Raw genomic sequence first — 18,389 nt, forward strand, 5'->3', positions numbered from 1 at the left:
TCCAGTCCTGTGTCCCCTACGGGCGTGCCTGCCGGCGCACCCGTGCCTTCTGGCACCCCCGTGCCCACGGGCACCCCGGTGCTCGAGGCCATCGGTGTCGGCAAGTCGTACGGCAGCCACGAGGTGCTGCGCGACGTGTCGCTCACCGTGCACAGCGGCGAGGTGGTCTGCATCATCGGGCCGTCCGGTGCCGGCAAGTCGACCTTCCTGCGCACGCTCAACCGCCTCGAGGAGCCCGACACGGGCGAGGTCTGGGTGGGTGGCGAACCGATGGGCTTCGAGCTCCGCGGCGACAAGCTCTACGAGCTGACCGAACGCAAGCTGTCGGCCCAGCGCGCGAAGACCGGCATGGTGTTCCAGCACTTCAATCTGTTCCCGCACCTGACGGTGCTGGGCAACATCATGGAGGGGCCGGTCCGGGTGCAGCGGCGCCCCGCCAAGCAGGTCAAGGCCGAAGCGGTCGAGATCCTCGAACGAGTCGGTCTCGGCGACAAGGTCGACGCCTACCCGGGTCAGCTGTCGGGCGGTCAGCGTCAGCGCGTGGCGATCGCCCGGGCCGTCGCGATGAAGCCGCTCTTCCTGCTGTTCGACGAGCCGACGTCGGCGCTCGACCCCGAGCTCGTCGGCGAGGTGCTGCGCGTCATGGGCGACCTCGCCCGCGACGGCATGACCATGCTCGTCGTCACCCACGAGATCGCGTTCGCCCGCGAGGTCGCCGACCGCGTCATCTTCATGGCCGACGCGGGGATCGTCGAGCAGGGCTCGGTCGAGCAGGTGCTCGGTGCACCGCGCGAGGCGCGCACGCAGCAGTTCCTGCAGCGAGTGCTGGCGTGACGGCCGGTCCAGCTGCAGGCGACGAGTACCTCGCGTCGTTCTCCGAGCCCGTCGGGTACCTCAACTTCGGCAGCTACGGTCCCCCGTCGCGACCCGTCGTCGAGACGATCACCCGCCTCGCCACGCAGGCCGGCGAGGGTGTGCCCTCCTCCGGTCTCCACGCCGAGGACGAGCGCGCCCTCGCGGCCGTCGCCCGACTGACCGGGTTCGACCGCTCGGCGGTGGCACTCACGAGCAGCACGTCGCTCGGCCTGCTGCAGATCGCGTTCGGGGTGCCGCAGGGCCGGGTGCTCGTGAGCACGGCCGAGTTCCCGTCGAACCTCTACGCCTGGTGGCGTGCCGAGGAGGCCGGGCGGCTGACGGTGCAGCCGCTGCCCGCACAGGGGTCCGGGTTCGGCGGGTCCGGGCTCGCCGGGCCCGGGCTCGCCAGTGAGGCACACCCTCTCGACCCGGTCACACCCGACCGCGTCGCCGCCGCCCTCGAGCTGTTCCCCGACACCGTGGCCGTCGCCGTCAGCGCCGTCGACTTCCGCACGGGCTACCGTGCCGACCTCGTAGGCCTCCGGGCCGTCGTCGGAGACCGGCTGTTGATCGTCGACGGCATCCAGGGCTTCGGTGTGATCGAGGCCGACTGGACGGCCGCCGACGCGCTCGTCGTCGGCGGGCAGAAGTGGCTGCGTGCCGGCTGGGGCACCGGCTTCGTGGCGCTCTCGTCGCGGGCCCTCGCGCGCCTCCGGCCGGTCGTCAGCGGCTGGACCGGCGTCGAGGGCGTGACGCGCTACGACGGCGTGCCGCACGAGCTGCTGCCGGGTGCGCAACGCCTCTCGATCACGAACGGCTCGCCGTTCGCGTCGGGGGCCCTCGCCACCGCCCTCGAACAGGTCGAGTCGGTCGGCATCTCGACCATCGAAGGGCTGATCGAGAACACGGTCAGCACGTTCGTGAACCGGCTGGAGGTGGGGGGCCACCGGGTGCTGTCGCCTCGGTCGGCGCACGAACGGGCCGGCATCGTCGTGCTCGGGCGCCCCGCGGGCGATGCGGCAGCCGTCCACGCCCGGCTCGACAGCGCCGGGATCACCGCGACCCTGCACGGCGACGACCGCATCCGCTTCAGCGTGCACGCCACGACCACTCCGGCCGCGATCGACGCGGTCATGACCGTCCTAGGAGAAACCGCATGAGCCTCGACGTCCGTTCGATCCACACCGACCAGGCCCCCGCGGCCATCGGCGCCTATTCGCAGGCCGTGCGCGCCGGCGACCTCGTCTTCGTCTCAGGACAGCTGCCGATCGACCCCGCGACAGGTGAGTTCGCCGGGCCGGACGTCCGCGACGAGGCGGCCCAGTCGCTCCGCAACGGCGCGGCCATCCTGGAGGCCTCGGGCTCGGGCATCGAGCACGTCGTGAAGACGACGGTGCTGCTCGCCGACATCGCCGACTTCGCCGCCGTCAACGAGGCGTACGCCGAGGTCTTCGCCGCGGGTGTCCTGCCTGCTCGTGCCGCCTACCAGGTCGCCGCTCTGCCTCGCGGCGCGCGGGTCGAGATCGAGTTCGTGGCGGTGGCCGTCCGCTGAGCCGCACCGCGCCTCCTCGGGTCGCCTGGACACACGGAAAGGGACGAAACACCCACGGGCCCGTGGGTGTTTCGTCCCTTGTCGCGTGTGTCGCGAGCGGCGGCGCGCGCTAGACCTTCAGGTAGCGACGGATCGCCACGTTCGCCGAGAGCGCCGCCAGCACGATGCCGATCACGATGACGAGTGGCACCACGATCGCCGTGTCACGAAGGCCGACGAACGGTGTGCCCTGGAAGTTCACCGCCAGGTAGCCCTTGACGAAGAAGTTGACGATCGCGATGATCGCTCCGCCCGCCAGAACCGATCCCACGAGCGCGGCGATCACGCCCTCGAGGATGAAGGGTGTCTGGATGAACCGGTTCGACGCACCCACCAGCCGCATGATGCCGAGCTCTCGCCGTCGACTGAACGCGCTCAACCGGATGGTCGTCGCGATCAGCAGGACGGCGGCGATCAGCATCAGCGACGCGATTCCGATCGCCGTGTAACTCGCCGCGTTGAGCACGCTGAAGATGGGGTCGAGGTAGCCGCGCTGATCGACGACGCTCTGCACGCCGGCGAGACCGGACAGGCTCTCCTTCAGCACGTCGGACTGGGTCGGGTCCTTGAGGTTCACCCAGAACGTCTCGTTCAGGTACGAGGGCTGGACGAACTCGGTCGCGGGGCTGTCGGCGAACTGCTGCTTGAAGCGGTCGTAGGCCTGCTGCTGCGTCTCGAAGTAGTCGCGGTCGACGAACGGCTTCAGCACATCGCCCGAGAGCTGCGCCTTGACGGCGTCGATCTGGTCCTGCGTGGCCTTCGCCCCCGTGCAGTTGCCGGTCGTATCGGTGTCGGTGCAGAGGTAGACGGCGACCTGGGCCTTGTCGTACCAATAGCCCTTCATCTGGTTGATCTGCATCTGCAGCAGAGCCGCCGTGCCGACGAACGTCAGCGAGATGAAGGTGACGAGGACGACGGAGATGACCATCGACGCATTGCGCCGCAGTCCGCTGCCGACCTCGCTGAGGACGAGTCCGAATCTCATTCGTCGGCCCCTCTCAGGCTCAGGTCTTCGACCCCGATGGCCTGGATGGGCACCGCCTGGGTCTGGTAGCCGGCGTGACGCTCGTCGCGCAGGATGTTGCCGGCCGAGAGCTCGATGACGCGACGGCGCATCTGGTCGACGATGCCGGCGTCGTGGGTCGCCATGATGACGGTGGTGCCCGAGGCGTTGATGCGCTCGAGCAGGGTCATGATGCCGGCGCTGGTGGAGGGGTCGAGGTTACCGGTCGGCTCGTCCGCGAGGAGGATCGACGGCTTGTTGACGATCGCGCGCGCGATGGCGACACGCTGCTGCTCGCCACCGGACAGCTCGTGCGGCAGGCGGTGCTGCTTGCCGACCAGGCCGACCATCTTGAGCACGTCGGGCACGGCCTCTTGGATGAAGCCCTTGCTCTTGCCGATCACCTGCAGACTGAACGCGACGTTGTCGAAGACGTTCTTCTGCGGCAGCAGACGGAAGTCCTGGAAGACGACACCGAGGTTGCGACGGAAGTACGGGACCTTGCGGCTCGACAGGGTTCCGAGACGCTGGCCGAGAACGTGGATCTGCCCCTTCGAGGGCTTCTCCTCTTTCAGCACGAGGCGCAAGAAACTCGACTTGCCCGAACCGCTCGCACCGACGAGGAACACGAACTCACCCTTGAGGATCTCGAGGGTGACGGCGTTCAGCGCCGGCCGGGGGTTGCCGGAGTAGACCTTGGTGACTTCATCAAACCGAATCATGACGGGGATCACCCTAAGCGGGGTCGACCGCAGATTCGCGAGCGACTCGCCCGCCCGTCCCGCCTATGAATCCGCTGCACGCGGCGGATCGGCCGATGCGACGACGCGCTAGTCGTCCTTGCGCTTGCGCCAGCGGATGCCGGCCGAGATGAACCCGTCGAGGTCGCCGTCGAACACGTTCGTCGGGTTGTTGACCTCGTGCTCGCTGCGCAGGTCCTTGACCATCTGGTACGGCGCGAGCACGTAGCTGCGGATCTGGTCGCCCCAGCTCGCCGTGATGGTGCCGGCGAGCTCCTTCTTCTTGGCGTTCTCCGCCTCCTTCTGCAACAGCAGGAGGCGCGACTGCAGAACGCGCATGGCCGCGGCCCGGTTCTGGATCTGGCTCTTCTCGTTCTGCATCGAGACCACGGTGCCGGTCGGGATGTGGGTCAGACGCACGGCCGAGTCGGTCGTGTTGACGGACTGGCCGCCGGGGCCCGACGAACGGAAGACGTCGACGCGGATGTCGTTCTCGGGGATGTCGATCGACTCGGTCTCCTCCATCAGCGGGATGACCTCGACCGCCGCGAAGCTGGTCTGGCGCTTACCGGCCGCACCGAACGGGCTCATGCGCACGAGTCGGTGCGTGCCGGCCTCGACGCTCAGCGTGCCGAACGCGTAGGGCGCGTCGATCTCGAACGTCGCGCTCTTGATACCGGCCTCTTCGGCGTAGCTCGTGTCCATGACCGTGGCGGACATGCCGTGCTTCTCGGCGTAGCGCAGGTACATGCGCAACAGCATCTCGGCGAAGTCGGCGGCGTCGACGCCACCGGCACCGGCACGGATCGTGATGACCGCGGGGCGCGGGTCGTACTCGCCGTCGAGCAGGGTCTGGACCTCGAGCGTGTCCATCATCTTCTGCAGGGCCGCCAGCTCGGTGTGCGCCTCGTCGGCGCTCTCCTGGTCGTCGCCGTCGTTGGCCATCTCGACGAGCACCTCGAGGTCGTCGAGACGCTGCTCGGTCGTCTCGAGCTTCTCGAGCTCGGCCTGACGGTGGCTGAGTGCGCTCGTGACCTTCTGGGCGTTCTCGGTGTCGTCCCACAGATCGGGGGCGGACGCCTGCTCGCTCAGATCGGCGATCTCCTTGACGAGCCGGTCCTGTCCGATCACCGCTCGGATGTCTTCGAACGTGCCCCTGAGGGCGGCAATCTGCTCCGAGAAGTCCAACGCGATCATGGTGGGTCAGTCTACCGGGAGTGCGCGCGCCTCCGGACGGGGCCGCCGCACGCCCAGATCGCGCAACGTCAGGTCGGCGAGCGCCCGGACCGCCGTCGGGTCCCCCGACCGCCACGCGGCGACCGGATCGGGCACGACGTCGACCAGGCCGAGCTGGTCGCGTCGCCCGAGCGCCTGCAGCGCGAGCAGGTCGTCGCCGCCCGCGGTCGACAGGAGGCGGCGAGCCGAGGAGGCGCGGCGTACGAACGCGAGACGCCTCCGCAACCAGACGGTCACCACGATCGCACTCGGCACGACGGCCACGGCGAGACCCGACACCACGGAGGCGGTGGTCACGGCCCGCTGCTGCTCGCGTCCGGCGTCGACGAGTGTCCCGGCCGCGTCGCCGGCGCCGTCGAAGGGGCGGCTCACGGCACCACCGAGCAGGGGCACGTCGCCCAGGGCACCGGCCGCCTGACGCATGGTGCCCTGGAAGCCGAGACCCGCCTCCTCGACCTGTCGACCCCAGTCGCCGAACGCGGCGACCGCCGATCCCGTCGCGACGCCGCACAGCACGAAGACGACGATCGCGGCCACCGAGATCACATCGGCGGTGATCTGGCGGGCGCGGACGGAGGCGGAGGCCGCATAGAGCTGCATCGCCCGAGTATGCCCGTCTCTTTCGAACGAAATGACCCCTTCGGCGCATGTTCCGACGCGACATCGGCTGAACGGGTCATCTCGGTGCGGCCGTGTTCACGAGACGGGCTACCCGGTCGAGCAACCGGCGATCGTATGGCGGGTGGAGGTCACGCTCGGTGACCCGGACCACGCGCCAACCGTGATGCTCGAAGCGCTCTCGTCGTGTGATGTCGCGTTGCCAGCGCTCTCGATCGCGGCGGTGCTCGTCACCCTCGTACTCGAGGGCGACCTTGCACCACGAGTAGCTCAGGTCGGGCTTGCCGAGATAGCTGCCGTCGGCGCCGAAACGCTCGACGTTGATCTCGGGCTCGGGGAGGCCGGCGCGGACGAGCAGCAACCGCAGGGCTGTCTCCTTCGGCGACTCGACACCGGGCCGGACGAGCGTGATCGCCTCGCGCAGAAGGGCAACACCCGGCCGCCCCTTCGCTGTGTCTACGGCATCTTCGAGCTGGTCGAGGGGCAGCCCCTGCGCTACTTCGGAGGCCTCCGCCCAGCTGCCGACGAGTGAGTCACCGAGCTGGACGAGGTCGTCGAGTCGGAGGTGCGCAGCGGATTGCAGCCACGCGTCGACCGGCGACACAACGGAGAGCCCGTCCAGGTCGAGGAGGTCAGCCGGCGCCAGCTTGTGCCCGATGACTCCGGGTCGCCGCCGTTGCCGCCCGGGAGCGCCCGAGGGTCGACCGACGTGCAGCGCGGCGGCAGGCGCCCGCCAGGGCAGCGGCACGCCGAACAGGCCGAGGGCCGTGACGTGCGCGAAGTACTCGTCGGGCGCGAGCAGGGGCGCGAGCTCGCGGCAGCGGTCGAGCAGCGATTGGGGCTCGCCGACGACGCGGACGCCGCGATGCGGCGCGCGGAGATCGGACGCCCGGAGGCGCGTCGGGGGCACGCCCGCGGCGAGCGCCTCGCGGGTCGAGAAGGCCCGGGCGGAGAAGGGTGCGGGGAGACTCTGACGGCGCATGGGACGAGGGTCGCGGACGGAGGCGGGGGTCTGCGCGTCGCGAGGTGCGGACTGTGGACGACCCGTGCCTCCTCGGGTCTGTGGAGTACTCGTGCCCCTCGGAGCCGGGCCTCGACCGCTCGACCCCTCGACCCCTCGACCCCTCGACCCCTCAAACGAAGTGACCCGTCCGGTCGATGTTTCGACAGAACATCAACCCGACGCGACACATCGATTCAGGCAGGACCCGACCCCCCGACCCCCCTCGAACGAAGTGACCCGTCCGGTCGATGTCTCGACAGAACATCAACCCGACGCGACACTTCGATTCAGGCAGGACCCGACCCCTCGAACCCCCCCGAACGAAGTGACCCGTTCGGTCGATGTCTCGACAGAACATCAGCCCGACGCGACACATCGATTCAGGCAGGACTCGACCCCTCGACCCCTCGAACGAAGTGACCCGTCCGGTCGATGTCTCGACAGAACATCAACCCGACGCGACACTTCGTTGAGCGGCGGCGCGCTCAGCGGTGCCCGAGCAGCGGCGCCCGGTCGGCGTATCCGGCCCGGGACGCCCGCGCGACGGCGTCGGGCAGCGCGGCGACGAGCGCGTCGACGTCGGCCTCGGTCGTCGTGTGCCCCACGGTGACGCGGATCGCTCCGCGCGCCTCGTCGTCGGTCAGCCCCATCGCGAGCAGGACGTGCGACGGCTCGGGGATGCCCGCCTGGCACGCCGACCCGGTCGAGACGCTCACGCCCGCGGCATCGAGCAGGAACAGCAGCGAGTCGCCCTCGCAGCCCTCGAACGTGAAGTGCGCGTTGCTCGGCAACCGGTCGACGGGGTCGCCGCGCAACACGGCCCCCGGCACGGCGGCGCGGACACCGGCGACCACGCGATCGCGCAGCGGGGCCAGGTCGGCGTGGGGGTGCTCGGCCGCGACGGCGAACGCGACGGCGGCCGGGGCGTCCTGCGTTCCCGAGCGCACCTGCCGCTGCTGCCCGCCGCCGTGGATGAGCGGCACGACGGTCGCCGTCCGCGACAGCACGAGGGCGCCGATGCCGATCGGACCGCCGATCTTGTGGGCGCTCACGCTGAGCGCCGCCAGCCCCGTCGACGCGAAGTCGATCGGCACCTGGCCGTAGGCCGCGACGGCGTCGGCGTGCACGGGCACCCCGTGGGCCGCGGCGAGCGCGACGACCTCGGCGACGGGCTGCATCGTGCCGACCTCGTTGTTGGCCCAGAGCAGACTCACGAGGGCGACGTCGTCGTGGGCCTCGAGAGCCGCGGCGAGTGCGTCGACCTGCACGCGACCCTCGGCGTCGAGTGGGATCCACTCGACGACGGCCCCCTCGTACCGCTCGAGCCACTCGACGGTGTCGACGGTGGCGTGGTGCTCCCCAGCCGGGACGAGGAGGCGCGGGCGCGGCCGTTCGGCCTGCCTCGCCCACCAGAGACCCTTGATCGCCAGGTTGATCGACTCGGTGCCGCCGGACGTGAAGACGATCTCGATGGCATCGCAGCCGAGGGTCGCGGCGACCCGTTCCCGCGCCTCCTCGAGGACGCGTTTCGCGTTCTGCCCGGCGCTGTGGATGGAGGACGGGTTGCCGACCGTGCCGAGGGCCGCCGCGTACGCGGCGATGGCCTCGGGGTGCATCGGCGTCGTGGCGGCGTGATCCAGATAGACGGTCATGGGCCGCGCCTCCTCGTCTGCTGTCGAATCGAGGGTCGGCGCCCTCTCCTCTACTCTAAGACGCGTGTCCGACACCGATCCCTTCTCCGACCTCGGCGCACGCCGTGGGCCGGACGGGACCACGATCAGCGTGTGGTCGGGCTCCGCGACCCGCATGGAACTCGTCATCGACGACGCTCCGCACGACCGGGTCGTCCCGATGGTCCGCGACGAGCACGGCGTCTGGCGGGGCACCGATCCCCTCCTCGTCCCGGGTCGCCGCTACTGGGTCCGGGCCGACGGCGTCGACGCGCCCGGCAACCGGTTCGACCCCGAGCAGAACCTGATCGACCCGTACTCGCGCGGGCTCGGTCGTACCGGCCGCGGCGACTACCGCTCGACGATCATCGACGAGACGTTCGACTGGGGCGGTGTCTCCAAGCCGAAGACCCCTCTCGACCGCACGGTGATCTACGAGGCGCACGTCCGTGGTCTGACCCGGCTCGCCCCGCTCGTGCCCGACGAGCTCCGCGGCAGCTACGCCGGCCTCGCGCACGAGTCGACCATCGCCTACCTGAAGCGCCTCGGCGTGACCGCCGTCCAGCTGCTGCCGGTGCACCAGCACGTCGACGAGCAGCGCCTCGTCGCGCAGGGCATCGAGAACTACTGGGGCTACAACACGCTGTCGTTCTTCGCCCCGCACGCGGCGTACGCGAGCCGCGATGCACAACTCTCCGGCGCCTCCGCCGTGACCCGCGAGTTCAAGGGCATGGTGCGCCTCCTGCACGAGGCCGGCATCGAGGTCTACCTCGACGTCGTCTACAACCACACGGCCGAGGAGGGAGAGGACGGCGGCCCGGTCACGAGCCTGCGCGGCCTCGACGGCTCGGCGTATTACCGGCACGACGCGGACGGTCGACCCGTCGACGTCACAGGCTGCGGCAACTCCCTCGACACGAGCACCCCTGCCGCGCACCGCCTGGTGCTCGACTCGCTGCGCTACTGGGCGAACGAGATGCAGATCGACGGGTTCCGCTTCGACCTCGCCGCGACGCTCGGCCGCGGCGCGAACCACGTGTTCGATCCGCAGCACCCGCTGCTCACCGACATCGTCACGGACCCGGGCCTCGCCGACGTGAAGATGATCGCCGAGCCGTGGGACGTGGGCATGGGCGGCTGGCAGACCGGGGCGTTCCCCGACGGCTGGCTCGAATGGAACGACCGGTTCCGCAACCGGGCCCGCGACTTCTGGCTCACCGACGTCGCGGCGGCGCGCTCGAACGGGCTGCCGCCGACCGGTCTCGGCAGCTTCGCGTCGAAGCTGAGCGGATCGAGCAACATCTACGCACACGACCGCGGGCCCCTGGCCGGCGTGAACTTCGTCACGGCGCACGACGGCTTCACTCTCAACGACCTCGTCTCGTACGACGCGAAGCACAACCTCAGCAACGGCGAGGACAACCGCGACGGCACCGACGACAACCGCTCGTTCAACCACGGTGTCGAAGGGCCGAGCGACAACCCCTGGGTCGGCGACACCCGACGCCGCTCGATGCGCAACCTGCTCGCGACCCTGCTCACGTCGAGCGGCGTGCCGATGCTCACGGCGGGCGACGAGCGTGGCCGCACCCAGCGCGGCAACAACAACGGCTACTGCACCGACAGCGAGCTCACCTGGGTCGACTGGTCGACGAGCCCCTGGCAGGAGGCGCTGATCGACGATGTCGCGCGACTCATCCAGGTCCGCGCCGAGAACCCCGCCCTGCGACCGATCCGCTTCGGCGTGGACGGCGCGTGCACGCTGAGCGCCAACGACATCCACTGGTTCGGCCGCCTCGGCGGCGCGCTCGCCCCCGACGAGTGGAACGATCCGCGCATCCGTACGCTGCAGTACCTGGCCTCGTCGACCCCCGAGCACGAGGAGTTCAACCGGGTGCTCGTCGTCGTGCACGGCGCCGAGACGAGCACGTCGGTGACCCTGCCGCGGCACCTCGACGTGACGACGTACACCGCGCTCTGGTCGAGCGACGACTCCTCGCTGCCCGACACGTGCGCCGCCGGTGACGAGGTGCTCGTCTCCGGGCCGACGGTCGTCGTGTTCTCGGCGGACGGCTCGCAGGAGCCGGTCGACCCGGCGCCTGCCGAGCAGGAGGCGCCGGCTGGACACGAAACGCCTGCTGAGCACGAGACCGTCGACGAGGAGGCGCGGGTCGGCCGGGACGACGACGCATCCGACGGCGACGACGCCGCGTCCGACACGGCCGCCGTGTCCGACACGGCCGCCGAGCCCGGGCAGTCCGCATGAGCCGCCCGACCGGCCCCGGCACCCCCGCGACGGTCGCCCTCACCGCGCTCGGCATCCCGTTCACGGCGCACACCTACGAGCACCACGACACCGCGACGAACTTCGGCGAGGAGGCCGCGGCCGAGCTGGGCCTCAGCGAGGAGCAGGTCTTCAAGACCCTCGTCGCCGAGGCCGACGGCAGTCTCGTCGTCGGCATCGTGCCGGTGACCGGCCGTCTCGACCTCAAGGCGCTGGCCGCAGCCGTCGGAGCGAAGAAGGCCTCGCTCGCCGACCCGTCCCTCGCCGAACGCCGCACCGGCTACGTCGTCGGAGGCATCAGCCCGATCGGCCAGAAGACAGCCCTGACGACCGTCCTCGACGAGACGGCCGACCTGTTCGACACGATCTTCGTGTCGGGCGGGAGGCGCGGGTTCGACATCGAGATCGCTCCCGTCGACCTGCTGCGCGCGACCGGCGGCACGACCGCGCCCCTCGCCCGGCCGTAGCCGGCCTCGCGAGGCCGACCCGTGCCTCCTGGGCTTCCGCGCCCTAGACGAAGTGACCCGTTCGGTCGATGATCGGACGGAACATCGACCCGACGCGACACATCGATCTGACGTGCCGGACGATGTGACCCGTCCGGTCGATGTTCGGGCGAAACATCGACCCGACGCGACACATCGATCGGAGAGGGCGACCGGGCGGGGGGCGGGCGGGGCGACCGGCTCCGGCCCGTAGGCTCGACGGGTGAGCATCCCCCTCTGGCAGGTCGTCGCCGTGATCGTCGTGTTCTCGAGCATCATTACGTTCGTGCTGTATCGCACCGACAAGCGGGCGGCCGTCGCCCGACAGAGCCGGGTCTCGGAGCGGACCCTCCTGGTCTGGGGTCTTCTCGGCGGCTGGCCCGGCGGCCTGATCGCGCAACGCGTCTTTCACCACAAGACACGCAAGACGACCTTCCAGCTGCGCTTCTGGGCGACGGTGTTCTTCGACATCGCGGCGGTGCTGATCTTCGTGCCGCTGCCGTTCTTCCCCGGCAGCTCGGCCTAGGCGCGACCCGCGGCTACCCGCCGATCGCCAGGCGCACCCCGAGGCCGATCATCACGACGGCGATGAGCCCGTCGAGGATGCGCCACGACACCGGCCGCGCGAAGAACGGCCTGAGGAGGCGCGCGCCGAATCCCAGCGCCGAGAACCATACGAAGCTGGCCACGATGGCGCCGCCGGCCCACCACCAGCGCTCGTCGGCACCCTGCTGGTTCGCGACCGACCCGAGGAAGACGACCGTGTCGAGGTAGACGTGCGGGTTGAGCCACGTCAAGGCAACGGCGGTCGCGGCAGCCGCGCCCGTGCGCAGACCGCCACCGCCGGCGGGCACGAGCGCGGCGTCGCCGTCCGGCCTGATCGCTCGACGCGCGGCGAGCAGCCCGTACACGATCAGGAAGCCGGCGCCGAGCACCCGCACCACCACGATGACGGCCGGCGCAGCCTGGATCAGGACCCCGACGCCCGCGACACCGGCCACGATCAGCACCGCGTCCGACACGGCGCAGATGAGCACGACGGGAACGAGCGTCCGCGCCCGGCCCACGATGCCGAGTCGCAGGAGGAACGCGTTCTGCGACCCGATCGCCACGATCAGGGCGAGGCCCGTGCCGAGACCGACGAGGGCGGGCAGGAAGGTGGTCGAGAACGTCACACGGTGACGCTAACCATCGGGCAGACATTCGTACAGCTAAAGATTCTGCATCGACCTAAGCAGGGCTAATGTCGAGCCATGGCCTTCCAGCTCGATCAGCTCCGTACGCTCGTCGCCCTCGTCGACGAGGGGACGTTTGACGCTGCCGCCACGCGCCTCCGGGTCACGGCCTCGGCCGTCTCGCAGCGCATCAAGGCGCTCGAGTCGGAGGCGGGCCGGGTCGTCGTACAGCGCACGAACCCCGTCACGCCGACGGAGGCGGGCGACGTGCTGCTGCGCTACGCCCGCCAGGTCGTGCTGCTCGACGCCGATGCCGCACGCCTCCTCGGCCCCGGCATCTCGGGGAGCGCGGGCGTCGACGGCGCCGGGGACACCGACTCGCCCCTCGAGGTCGTGTCGCTGCCCCTGGCGGTCAACGCCGACTCACTCGGCACCTGGTTCCTCGACGCGCTCGCGCGGGTGCCCGCCGGTCTCGCCGTCACGTTCGACCTGCACCGCGACGACCAGGAGCACACGGCGTCGTTGCTGCGCTCGGGCACGGTCATGGCCGCCGTGACGTCGACGGCCGACCCGGTGCAGGGCTGCCGCACCGAACCCCTCGGGGTCATGCGGTACCTCGCCGTCTGCACCCCCGGCTTCCGCGATCGCTGGCTCGGCGGCTCGGCTCGCGCCGCCCGTCTCGCCGCGGCGCCCGTGGTCGACTTCGACCGCAAGGACGGGCTGCAGCAGCGGTACCTCGCCGAGACGGTCGGCGAGGTCTCGACACGGCGCCACTTCGTCCCCACGTCGCACGACTTCGCTCGCGCGGTCACCCTCGGGCTGGGCTGGGGCCTTCTGCCCGAGCAGCAGTGCCGGTCGGAGGTCGACCGGGGCGACCTCGTCCTGCTCTCGCCCCGGCACCACGTCGACGTCCCCCTGTACTGGCAGCGCTGGACGATCGGCTCCGATCTCCTCGACGCCGTGACCGACGCCGTCCGGGCGGCGGCCAGGGAGGCGCTCCGTCGCCCGTCGCGCGGAGGTGCCGCGGGGTGACGACGGCCCGCTAGGGTCGCTCCATGGACTTCTCGGGGTGGGATGGAGCCGCGCCGTCGTGGGGCGTGCTGGCGCTGGTCAATGCGGGGTTGGCGCAGTCGAAGCGGCGATCGCGGTGGGCGTGGTTCCTGATCTCGCTCCTCCTCGGCCCGATCGCGACGTTCCTGATCGTCGTCTGGCCCTATGGCACCCACCTCGCCAGCGGGACGCCCGCCGACATCGCCGAGGGCGCCTCCCTGACCCACGATGATGCGCTCGACGGTGCCGTGAGCGGTCGAATCACGGGCACACCCCGCGGCGACGCGTACTTCGTGCTCACACTGCTGCTGCTCATCGTGACGGTTACCTTCGTGATCACGGCCGTCGCCCTGAGCAGCTGGCTCGCCTGGCTGCTCGCCGCGCTCGCGTTCGCCGGGCTCGTCGTGCTCGGCGTCCTCGTCGTCCTCCCGCGCGTCCGCGCGTCGCGCGACTCGACCTGACGGGGACGCGCGCGACGGCCTGGGAGGCGCGGCGCGGTTCAGGAGGCGCGGCGCGGTTCAGGAGGCGCGGCACCGCTGCCGAGACCGTCGCGCCTGCACGAGACCGGTCGCGATCATGTACCCGGCGTAACCGAGCAGGAGCACGGCGATGAGCGGCACGATCCAGCTGCGGGCGTCGCCGTTCACGATCTGGTTGACGAAGCCGACGAACGGCATGCTGTACCAGAGCGTCCCGCGCACCTGTTCGGGCAGGACCGGCTTGGCGTCGGGCTCGGAGTTGTTGTCGCCCTTGGTGATGAACGAGCGTCCGCCGTCGCTCGTCGACAGGATCTGCGTCACCCGGTGGCTGATCACGTCGGGCTTGCCCGACTCGATCTGATACGTCACGACGTCGCCGACCTCGATGCGGTCGACGGGGGTCGGCTTGACGACGATGAGCGTGCCTGGTGGGAGGCGCGGCTCCATCGAGCTGGTGAGCACCGTCAACGGCGTGGCACCCGCCACCTTCGGCACGACGATCAGCACCGCGGCGAGTCCGGCGACCAGCAGCAGCAGGCCGACGCTCAGCCCGAGACCGAGGCTGTGCAGCAGGCCGCGCTCCCGGGTCGCGGCACGACGCCCGCTCATCGGTCGACCGCCTCGCCGGCACCGGCACCAGCACCAGCACCGCCACGGGCGACCGCACCCGCCTCCGCGCCGTCCAGCCCGTCGTCGTCGGGGCGGCGGCTGAGCGCGACGAACACGCCGCCCACGACCGCGACGGCACCGACGAGCAGGGGCAGCCAGTTGTCGCGCAGTGCGACGGCGATGAACGAGTCGTCGGCGCCGAGCGCGTGGACGGGCAGTTCCACGCCGGAGCCGCCGGTCCCGCTCGACGGGTCCGACCCCGAGGACTCCCCCGCGCCGGTGCCGGCGGAAGACGTGCCGGCGCGGGTCGTCCCGGGGACGCGCCCCGTGCCTCCGGATGTCGCCGACGCGAGTCCGTCGATGCGGACACTCGAGTCGCTGCCGGCCGTGGAGGCACCCACCGGGTCGCCCGGCGCGCAGCCCGCGGCGGGAGCCGGGGCGTCGCCGACCAGACCGGTCAGGGTGACGAGCACGGTGAAGTCGAGGGTCTGGTTCGCGGTGTCGTCGGCGGCCGAGTCGGCGAGCGCCAGATCGACCGTGACCGGCACCTCGGCGCCCGGCGACAACACGAGCGGCGCCAGGATCGGCGCGCAGCCGTCGCCGGTCAACGACACGGGCGAGGCCGTGTCGGTCGCCGCGCTGGTCCCCTGACCCGAGGCATCGCCCGCCGGGGTCGACGCGGACACGGACAGGCTGCGACCGAACGCCTCCGACGAGGTGACGACGTCGATGAGTCGCGTCGAGAGCGCGGCCGGGCCGTCGGACAGGTTCTTGACCCAGAAGATGCTGCTGATGCTCGAGCCGGGCACGAGCGCGAGATCGTCGCCGAACAGGGCGGCGTCGAGGTGGGTCGCCCACTCGTCGCCGTTCGTGCTGATCATGAGCTTCGGGGGTCGGGCGGTGTCGGCGACCGCCGGCAGCGCACCGGTGAGGACGAGCAGACCGGCACCGACCACGGTCGCCGCGGCCACGAGCCGCCGACGGACGGCCCTCACGCGCAGTTCACCGTTCGGGCATCCGACGTCGCGTGCTTCGCGAAGACGACGTACCCGCTCGACACGACGGTCGACGTGGGCTGCCGCGCGGAGTCGAGCACCCGCACCTCGGTGAGCACGCGCCCGTCGGGGACGGCCTGCTTGCTGTAGTCCGACGCCGCGACGTAGAAGGAGTTGTAGTAGCCCTGCTCGTCCTTGGCGACGCGCACGCCGTTCACGAACGCCGCGTAGTACGTCTCCTTCGAGAAGCGCGACGCGTCGTAGGTGAGGCGCACACCCCACTCGTTGTCGTTCGTGCAGTATGCCGTGGTCGTCGTCGAGAACGACGTGTTCTGGTAGACGTCCCGCTTCTCGGTCGACGTCGTCCACGACCCCGTGGTCGAGGCCAGCGTGAGCGCGAAGATCGGGTTGACGGTCGCCTTGGCAGGTGCGTCGGAGGTGGGAGCCGTCCGCGCGCACCAGACCACGGACGCGCCCGCGGCGAGCACGCCGGTCACCGACGGCATCGAGGCCCAGGTGCCGGTGACGGCGGACGACGGGGTCGCGGTCGACGCGGTGCAGGCCGCGGTCGTCTGGGGCCAGTAGGCGACCGTGATGCGCGACGCCAGGCTGACCGCGTCCGCGCTGGCCCCGCGCACGACCGTGGTCGCGAACGTGTAGTTGCCCGTGATCGTACCCGTGTTGGACAGGGTCACGGGAGCCGTGACGACACTGCTCGTCGACGCGTAGGTCGTGAGCAGGGCGTCGAGCCCCTTCGTGACCGGGGCCATCCGGCCGAACGTCATCGAGAGCGTCTTGGACGCCGAGGCCGACCACAGCGCCCAGCCCGCCGTGGTGCCGCCGCCGACCATCGCGACGACGAGGGCCGTCACGACGGCGACGCGCGCCACGAGTCCGTGACGGCGGCCGGCGGGGCGCGCGGTGGTCGCGCGACGTCGACCCGAGGAGGCGCGGTGCAGGCTCACGACGTCGCCTGCGTTCCCGACACGGTCAGCTGCACCGTGTCGACCGCGCCCTGCGCCGACGACGGGCTGTTCGTCGACAACGACACCTCGAGGCAGCCCGTGGCCGCCCGCTTCGCCGGCAGGGTGAAGTACCCGGTGCCGGTGTCGAACGACTTGAGCGGTGCCGAATAGCCGCCGCCGAGACCGACTCGGCAGTCCGAGCTCGACGCGACCGCGTTGAGACGCAGCGAGAGCGTGTCGAGGGACGCGCCGGTCGTGGACCCGTCGTACTGGGCGGTCCAGCCGGTGCTCTTGACCGAGAGGGAGAGCGGCACGTCGCCGGTGTTCGTCACGACGAACGTGGTGACGACCGGCTGGCCGGGCGTGAGCCGCGTCAGATCGAAGGAGGGCGAGGTGATCGTCAAGCCGGTCGTGCCCGACGTCACGGCACCGGCGGCCGGTTGGGCCGTGCCGTTCCACAGGGCGTACGAGCCGCCGGTGGACAACAGCCCGACCACGACGGCGCCGAGCAGGACGGCGCTCACCTGCAGGGACCGACGAGCGGGGCGGCGCGCGGCGCGACGGGTCGGGGCGGCCGACGCGACGGCACGGTGACGCGGTCCACTGAGGTGCGTGGCGGTCATGGTGTCACCCCCGTCGATGCTCGGCGTGTCGTTCTCGGTGCGGTGCTCGGTGGGCGACCCGGGGGTCGCGGACCTGCTGGTGAAGTGCCCCCTGCCGGCGATCAGGGTTGCCGGCAGGAGGCACAGGGGTGCCGGACGTCAGGGGGATCGCCCGGCAGTCGGCGGGGTCGGTCAGGAACCGATCGCGGTCTGCGAGAGCAGGAAGGTCAGCTTCGAGAGGTCGAGCGTGCCGTTCTGCGTGGAGTTGTCGCTGTTCTGCGGCAGCTCGATGGTGACCGTGGCGTACACGGCGGTGGAGCCGCTGCCGGTGGGCTGGACGCTGAAGGTGTTCGCCTTGCTCGACGCGGTGAAGCCGGAGGGCAGCGCGGTGGTCGTGGCCGAGCCGGCGATGGTCAGCACGGGCGTGATGGTCGAGGCGAGGCTGCCGGTGACGCTCTTCGTGTCGTACGTGAAGTCGGCCTTGAGGTCGTTGCCCGTGGCGTTGACGCTGAGCTGCTGCACGAACTTGAGCTTCGAGCCGGGGACGATGCGGTAGGACGCGATGTCGCTGATCGTGCGAGCGGTCGAGGTCGAGACGTCGGTCCACGTGCCGGTGCCGGCCGTGGCGATGCTGAGCGTGCCCGAGGTGACGGTCGACGCGCTGGCGGTCGCCGACTGGTTCCACAGGGCGAAGGTTCCCGCGCCACCGAGGAGCAGGGCGATACCGGCGGCGCCGGCGACGGCACCCTTGACGAGCTTGTTCATGGCATTCCTTGTCCGCGCCCTGGGCGCGCTCGAGGCTCGTCGCACGCCCGGAGGGCGAAGAGCAGTACTCCGCCCCGAGGTCGGGACGGCGTGCGACGAGATCCTGATTATCGGGTGTCGAGGCATCGTCGATCGATGACCCCCGTCAGGGGCGCCGGGCTCTCGGAATGTCGGGTTCCGGGCGGGCAGGCCGTGCTGACAAGAACGACACTAGCGGTCCCCCAAAGTGCCGACAAGGCACTTCATGCGCGTGTATGCACCCAG

Annotated in this window: 20 protein-coding genes; 8 read left to right on the forward strand and 12 right to left on the reverse strand. The window is 70.8% G+C overall.

Annotation, left to right across the window (positions count from 1 at the left end; all coding sequences use genetic code 11):
- Positions 1-24: 24 nt before the first annotated feature.
- The 3 genes from ACPEEZ_RS09545 to ACPEEZ_RS09555 are packed head-to-tail and all read left to right on the forward strand — an operon-like array spanning position 25 to position 2,407.
- Complete coding sequence (locus ACPEEZ_RS09545) at positions 25-834, forward strand: amino acid ABC transporter ATP-binding protein (protein WP_423924226.1); 810 nt, start codon at positions 25-27, stop codon at positions 832-834.
- Positions 831-2,015, forward strand: coding sequence for an aminotransferase class V-fold PLP-dependent enzyme (locus ACPEEZ_RS09550; RefSeq protein WP_423917994.1), 1,185 nt, complete (start codon positions 831-833; stop codon positions 2,013-2,015). Before ACPEEZ_RS09545 ends, ACPEEZ_RS09550 begins: the two co-directional genes overlap by 4 nt.
- Positions 2,012-2,407 (forward strand): Rid family detoxifying hydrolase, encoded by a 396-nt coding sequence (locus tag ACPEEZ_RS09555; RefSeq protein WP_423917997.1) that lies wholly within the window; start codon positions 2,012-2,014, stop codon positions 2,405-2,407. Before ACPEEZ_RS09550 ends, ACPEEZ_RS09555 begins: the two co-directional genes overlap by 4 nt.
- A 109-nt stretch (positions 2,408-2,516) precedes the next feature.
- On the opposite strand, the gene ftsX is transcribed toward ACPEEZ_RS09555, so the two are convergent.
- The 6 genes from ftsX to ACPEEZ_RS09585 all read right to left on the reverse strand — a co-directional run bounded on the left by ftsX (position 2,517) and on the right by ACPEEZ_RS09585 (position 8,698).
- Complete coding sequence (gene ftsX / locus ACPEEZ_RS09560; protein ID WP_423917999.1) at positions 2,517-3,431, reverse strand: permease-like cell division protein FtsX; 915 nt, start codon at positions 3,429-3,431, stop codon at positions 2,517-2,519.
- Positions 3,428-4,171, reverse strand: a complete 744-nt coding sequence (gene ftsE / locus ACPEEZ_RS09565) for a cell division ATP-binding protein FtsE (RefSeq protein ID WP_423918002.1) — start codon at positions 4,169-4,171, stop codon at positions 3,428-3,430. The genes ftsX and ftsE overlap by 4 nt, the downstream gene beginning before the upstream one ends.
- Positions 4,172-4,279: 108 nt before the next feature.
- On the reverse strand, positions 4,280-5,386 hold the full coding sequence (gene prfB, locus ACPEEZ_RS09570; protein ID WP_423918005.1) for a peptide chain release factor 2: 1,107 nt from the start codon (positions 5,384-5,386) through the stop codon (positions 4,280-4,282).
- A 6-nt stretch (positions 5,387-5,392) separates the two neighbouring features.
- Complete coding sequence (locus ACPEEZ_RS09575; RefSeq protein ID WP_423918008.1) at positions 5,393-6,025, reverse strand: hypothetical protein; 633 nt, start codon at positions 6,023-6,025, stop codon at positions 5,393-5,395.
- 76 nt (positions 6,026-6,101) lie between these two features.
- Complete coding sequence (locus tag ACPEEZ_RS09580; RefSeq protein WP_423918011.1) at positions 6,102-7,025, reverse strand: hypothetical protein; 924 nt, start codon at positions 7,023-7,025, stop codon at positions 6,102-6,104.
- Positions 7,026-7,531: 506 nt separating this feature from the next.
- The gene (locus tag ACPEEZ_RS09585) at positions 7,532-8,698 is read right to left on the reverse strand and encodes a cysteine desulfurase family protein (protein ID WP_423918014.1); all 1,167 of its coding nucleotides are present in this window, start codon (positions 8,696-8,698) and stop codon (positions 7,532-7,534) included.
- A gap of 64 nt (positions 8,699-8,762) precedes the next feature.
- Between ACPEEZ_RS09585 and glgX the strand changes: the two genes are divergently transcribed.
- The 3 genes from glgX (at position 8,763) to ACPEEZ_RS09600 (ending at position 12,011) form a co-directional block, all read left to right on the forward strand.
- On the forward strand, positions 8,763-10,982 hold the full coding sequence (gene glgX, locus ACPEEZ_RS09590; RefSeq protein ID WP_423918017.1) for a glycogen debranching protein GlgX: 2,220 nt from the start codon (positions 8,763-8,765) through the stop codon (positions 10,980-10,982).
- Positions 10,979-11,467 carry a Cys-tRNA(Pro) deacylase gene (gene ybaK, locus ACPEEZ_RS09595; protein ID WP_423918020.1) on the forward strand — a complete coding sequence of 163 codons (489 nt, stop codon included), beginning with the start codon at positions 10,979-10,981 and terminating at the stop codon, positions 11,465-11,467. The genes glgX and ybaK overlap by 4 nt, the downstream gene beginning before the upstream one ends.
- Positions 11,468-11,708: 241 nt before the next feature.
- Positions 11,709-12,011, forward strand: a complete 303-nt coding sequence (locus ACPEEZ_RS09600; RefSeq protein WP_423918022.1) for a DUF1294 domain-containing protein — start codon at positions 11,709-11,711, stop codon at positions 12,009-12,011.
- A gap of 13 nt (positions 12,012-12,024) precedes the next feature.
- Here the strand turns inward: ACPEEZ_RS09600 and ACPEEZ_RS09605 are convergent, their stop codons facing one another.
- Positions 12,025-12,660 (reverse strand): LysE/ArgO family amino acid transporter, encoded by a 636-nt coding sequence (locus ACPEEZ_RS09605; RefSeq protein WP_423918025.1) that lies wholly within the window; start codon positions 12,658-12,660, stop codon positions 12,025-12,027.
- Positions 12,661-12,738: 78 nt separating this feature from the next.
- Between ACPEEZ_RS09605 and ACPEEZ_RS09610 the strand changes: the two genes are divergently transcribed.
- Entirely contained in the window at positions 12,739-13,692 is a 954-nt protein-coding gene (locus ACPEEZ_RS09610) for a LysR family transcriptional regulator ArgP (RefSeq protein WP_423918028.1), read from the forward strand.
- Positions 13,693-13,715: 23 nt separating this feature from the next.
- A complete protein-coding gene (locus tag ACPEEZ_RS09615) occupies positions 13,716-14,171 on the forward strand; it encodes a hypothetical protein (RefSeq protein WP_423918030.1) in 456 nt (151 codons plus the stop codon).
- Positions 14,172-14,228: 57 nt separating this feature from the next.
- On the opposite strand, the gene ACPEEZ_RS09620 is transcribed toward ACPEEZ_RS09615, so the two are convergent.
- The 5 genes from ACPEEZ_RS09620 to ACPEEZ_RS09640 all read right to left on the reverse strand — a co-directional run bounded on the left by ACPEEZ_RS09620 (position 14,229) and on the right by ACPEEZ_RS09640 (position 18,125).
- Entirely contained in the window at positions 14,229-14,798 is a 570-nt protein-coding gene (locus tag ACPEEZ_RS09620) for a signal peptidase I (protein WP_423918033.1), read from the reverse strand.
- Positions 14,795-15,793, reverse strand: a complete 999-nt coding sequence (locus tag ACPEEZ_RS09625) for a hypothetical protein (protein WP_423918035.1) — start codon at positions 15,791-15,793, stop codon at positions 14,795-14,797. Before ACPEEZ_RS09625 ends, ACPEEZ_RS09620 begins: the two co-directional genes overlap by 4 nt.
- Positions 15,790-16,758, reverse strand: a complete 969-nt coding sequence (locus ACPEEZ_RS09630) for a hypothetical protein (protein WP_423918038.1) — start codon at positions 16,756-16,758, stop codon at positions 15,790-15,792. Before ACPEEZ_RS09630 ends, ACPEEZ_RS09625 begins: the two co-directional genes overlap by 4 nt.
- Entirely contained in the window at positions 16,755-17,381 is a 627-nt protein-coding gene (locus ACPEEZ_RS09635; RefSeq protein ID WP_423918041.1) for a hypothetical protein, read from the reverse strand. The genes ACPEEZ_RS09630 and ACPEEZ_RS09635 overlap by 4 nt, the downstream gene beginning before the upstream one ends.
- A 171-nt stretch (positions 17,382-17,552) precedes the next feature.
- A complete protein-coding gene (locus tag ACPEEZ_RS09640; protein WP_423918044.1) occupies positions 17,553-18,125 on the reverse strand; it encodes an alternate-type signal peptide domain-containing protein in 573 nt (190 codons plus the stop codon).
- Positions 18,126-18,389: the final 264 nt, after the last annotated feature.

This window comes from Frigoribacterium sp. 2-23 (genome assembly GCF_049601585.1).
Classification (GTDB): Bacteria; Actinomycetota; Actinomycetes; order Actinomycetales; family Microbacteriaceae; genus Frigoribacterium.